This window comes from Caballeronia sp. (assembly GCF_049581465.1).
Classification (GTDB): Bacteria; Pseudomonadota; Gammaproteobacteria; order Burkholderiales; family Burkholderiaceae; genus Caballeronia.
On record NZ_JBAUSA010000941.1, the window covers coordinates 1 to 3,584 of the forward strand.

The window sequence follows — 3,584 nt, forward strand, 5'->3', positions numbered from 1 at the left end:
CTCCATACCCGTTCATGTACATCCAGCCCAACTTTGTATGTGCTAGAGCCAAACCTTGATCGGCAGCTAGCTGAACCCACTTTAATGCCTGCCGATAATCTTTCGTCACGCCGAAAGCATCAATATAGAACTGCCCTACGTTCACCTGTGCCTCCGCATTTCCGGTATCGGCCGCCAGTTGGTACCAATGAAGCGACTGTTGCTTATCTTGCGGAACGACTTCCCCCAATCTGTAGATATCACCTAAATATTTTTGCGCTGACGTATTGCCCTTCTCCGCTGCCAGGGTGAACCACTTGACCGCTTCGAGCCCGTTTTTAGGCACCCCGTCTCCAATCAGATAAATGACAGCCAAATCGAATTCCGGTGCTCCCGCTTCAAAGAAGCTCGATAGATTTCCCTGCTCCGCAGCCAAACGCATCAATGCTAAGGCCTTTGGTTTGTCTTCCGGCACACCATCGCCGCCGCTTAAATACAACGAACCGAGAAAGAATTGCGCGCCGGAATTTCCTTGATCTGCTGACAAACTGAACCAACTTGCAGCCTGATACCTATCTTTTGGAACGCCAAGCCCTAACGCGTATGCTTTTCCAACATCATATTGAGCTTCGGGATTCCCTTGGATAGCCGAGAGATGTGCCCACTGGAATGCGATGCGCAGATCGAGCGGCACACCGGTTCCACTAGCGTACATCCGCGACATTGTGGCTTGGGCAAATTCGGAATTTTGATCAATTGCCAGCTTCAGCCAGCGAAAAGCCTGCTCGGTATCCTGCGGCACTCCCTCGCCTTGAGCATAGATACTGCCCAGGTAGGCTTGCGCTGATGCGTATCCCTGGTCGGCCGCCAAACGGAACCAATGCAACGCTCGCGAGGTATCCTTATAGTCGCCTTCTTTCCAGTAGATGTTGCCAAGGTTGTACTGTGCTACTGGGTAATTTTGGTTTGCCGCCATTTGATACCAACGGATGGCTTCCTCTTTATTTCCCCTACCGACTTGATCATCCCAATACATGTTCCCAATGTTTAGTTGGGCCGAGTCATATCCATGCCCGGCTGACTTCTTAAACCACTCTAAGGCCTCTGGATAGTCCTGGTTTGCGAGATAGTAAAAACCCATTCTATTTTCAGCGGCCATATTTCCCTGATCGGCGGACAGCCGGTACCAGTAAACCGCATGCTCCGCGTTGCCGAGGTTTTGATAAAGCCATCCCACCGCAAACTGCGCCTTGGCGTAGCCTTGCTGTGCCGCCAAGAGGTAGTTCCTGAATATTTTACCGTCTATTTCCGCAGGCATATCTTCCGAATATTCGCTCTTCCAGCCGAACGTAGACTGCGCCATTGCATAACTCTGGTCAGTTCGCACCTGAAACCATCGGATCGCGACTCGATCGTCATTCAATGAATGCCCCGTTAGATACAGCGATGCCAACGCATACTGTGCTTGCGCCAGTCCTTTTTCCGCTGCCTGCTCTATCCTGATTTTAGCCTGGTCCATGTCTTGTGGAACGCCGTTGCCGGCTTCATAATTCAGCGCTAGTTTGTATAACGCACTGGCGTCCGCTAAGTTTGCTGGCGTATTATCCGGCGTTGCATGTTTATCCGATATCGCAGTACATGCTTGGCAAAAAATTACAGCCAAAATGAGTAGATAATTTTTCATTGCCGTATATTTTATGATTAGTTAATGACGACCCGCTTTATCTCGGCAGTAGGCCACTCGCATACCAAGGTTTACTGACGTGTCGGCGGCGCTCTCCTCCCCACGCCCCATTTTTTTCGCATGTAGTACATTGAAATTAAAACAATTTAGCACTTCGATCTATTAGTGTATCTCGGTCAGGCGGGAGCTTTTCAAGACGCGAGTTTGAATTAGTTCGCATCTCAAAACAAGTTGTGCCTTGCAATGCTCGGCGTAACCGTTGTTGCCGCGTAACGCCACGGATACGGAGCCTAAGCCGTCCTTCGCGTTTGCCTTGCGGACAAGTACGAGTCGCCCCCCTTTCCCTGCTGTTCAGCGCACATTCAGGAAGAACCTTTAACATCGCTTCCAAACCTTTACGGTCAACCCGGTCGAGCAGCTTCATCGACGGCCCATTCGGTGGCTTCTGGCCCTGCTCCCGTTTCTGGACCGTCGATGCTAGTGTTCAGACCGGTCGCGAACACCGCCTGACTCGCCTTGCCGCGCTGGCGCAGCCGCTTGATCTGCGCCGCACTGTAGTCCTTGGCCGGCGGCAGGCACAGCGCATCGAACTCCCACAGCGTCACCGCGTCCATCGTTCCAGCCTGGTGTAACCCTTGCGCCGTTTCGTGCAGCACGTTCAACAGTTTGTCACTCATCGCCCTCTACCTCACTTAACTCGCCTGCAGGCAGCGTCTGGGACAGCGTGCGCAATCCGCTGCGCTCGCCCCGTCCGTCGACGCAGACTCGCTTCTTGAACACGTGTCCTGCAGGAGTTGACCATGGCTAATGCCAATCATAAAGCAGCCTCTGGATTTCCCGAACGCTCCGTCAAGGTTCAACAGTCTCTTCGCTATCGAACCTGAATCTCACACCCGAACAAGCCGCCGAAGCTGTATCCCTCGATCAAGCTCTCCGGGCTCTGGATCGAACACGCCGGATTCCTCCCCGGTCAGCAAGCACGTATCACCGTCGTGCACGGCAAACTCATCATTACCGCCACTTAAAACAACGAAGGGCCGCTCACGCGGCCCTTCGTTTATGCAATAGCGTTACTTAGCAATCCCTTAGGTTTTGTCTGGATCCTTCTTCGCTTCAACCGCGATCGAGCCATCGTTTGTATAACCCACAGACGATCTATCCTTGTAATGAAGCCGCCATTGATCTTCATCAGGATCCCCGTCGGGCCTCGGCCACAAGCTTAGACTTGCACCCATATCAAATTCCAGAGTGCATGACTTCGTTTCCTCGATGCAGCGTACGGAAACAAGATATTGCCCCTCAACACCCCGAAACAGGTTCTCCATATCCTCCGGCGCATCCGCCTGACAGACGGTTTTTTGCTCGTTCGTCAGCGACCAATTGCAATCCTGAACAAGGATCGACCAGGTCCCGACTACCAATACTTGGCGTCTGCGGAGAAGCGTCTTCGATTTTGCTGAGATCGCGTGCTTTGGTTCAATTGGCTCGCGAATTCGTAGAAACGGATCTCCAAACTGAATAAAAAAATAACTTCCATGGGTTTGTGTAAGGGAAAAGGCAATCTTTCCTATCAATGGAGCAAAAATCTCTTCCACGCTGTGCATTTGCATTCGCTCACTTTTTACCAAACATGTCTGTTCCAATTCGAAGTATCTCGTCGTAGTCCATTCCTTGTTTGGTAATTACACCATGCAGTTCTTGGGCTTGAGACTTGTCTAAGCGAAGCCTCACAACGACGTCTTGGAACTGCTTATTTTCACGGAGATTGCCACCCATAGTGTCGCCGTTCTTCACACCCGCGACCTGAATCGCATCGCCCGCCGCTGTCGCCGGCATGGTGAACGCCACTCTATCAAACTTGGGCACAGTAGCGGGAGCCGGAGCCGCCGCTACATTGGTCTTAAAGTCGCCTCCCGATAGC

Annotated in this window: 4 protein-coding genes and 1 pseudogene; 1 reads left to right on the forward strand and 4 read right to left on the reverse strand. The window is 52.0% G+C overall.

Translation table 11 applies throughout. The features are described from left to right. Together WCA53_RS23080 and WCA53_RS23085 are read right to left on the reverse strand one after the other, a co-directional pair. Positions 1-1,663 (reverse strand): tetratricopeptide repeat protein (locus WCA53_RS23080; RefSeq protein ID WP_423915937.1); only part of this gene is annotated, 1,663 nt, incomplete at its 3' end. Between the two features lie 401 nt (positions 1,664-2,064). Beyond that, positions 2,065-2,340, reverse strand: a complete 276-nt coding sequence (locus WCA53_RS23085; RefSeq protein ID WP_423915940.1) for a hypothetical protein — start codon at positions 2,338-2,340, stop codon at positions 2,065-2,067. 234 nt (positions 2,341-2,574) lie between these two features. Between WCA53_RS23085 and WCA53_RS23090 the strand changes: the two genes are divergently transcribed. Next, positions 2,575-2,688 carry a SymE family type I addiction module toxin gene (locus WCA53_RS23090; protein ID WP_423915944.1) on the forward strand — a complete coding sequence of 38 codons (114 nt, stop codon included), beginning with the start codon at positions 2,575-2,577 and terminating at the stop codon, positions 2,686-2,688. 60 nt (positions 2,689-2,748) lie between these two features. Here WCA53_RS23090 and WCA53_RS23095 read toward each other — a convergent pair whose 3' ends face one another. After that, complete coding sequence (locus WCA53_RS23095; RefSeq protein WP_423915942.1) at positions 2,749-3,273, reverse strand: hypothetical protein; 525 nt, start codon at positions 3,271-3,273, stop codon at positions 2,749-2,751. A 4-nt stretch (positions 3,274-3,277) separates the two neighbouring features. Beyond that, positions 3,278-3,584, reverse strand: a pseudogene (locus WCA53_RS23100) (hypothetical protein); the annotation flags it as partial.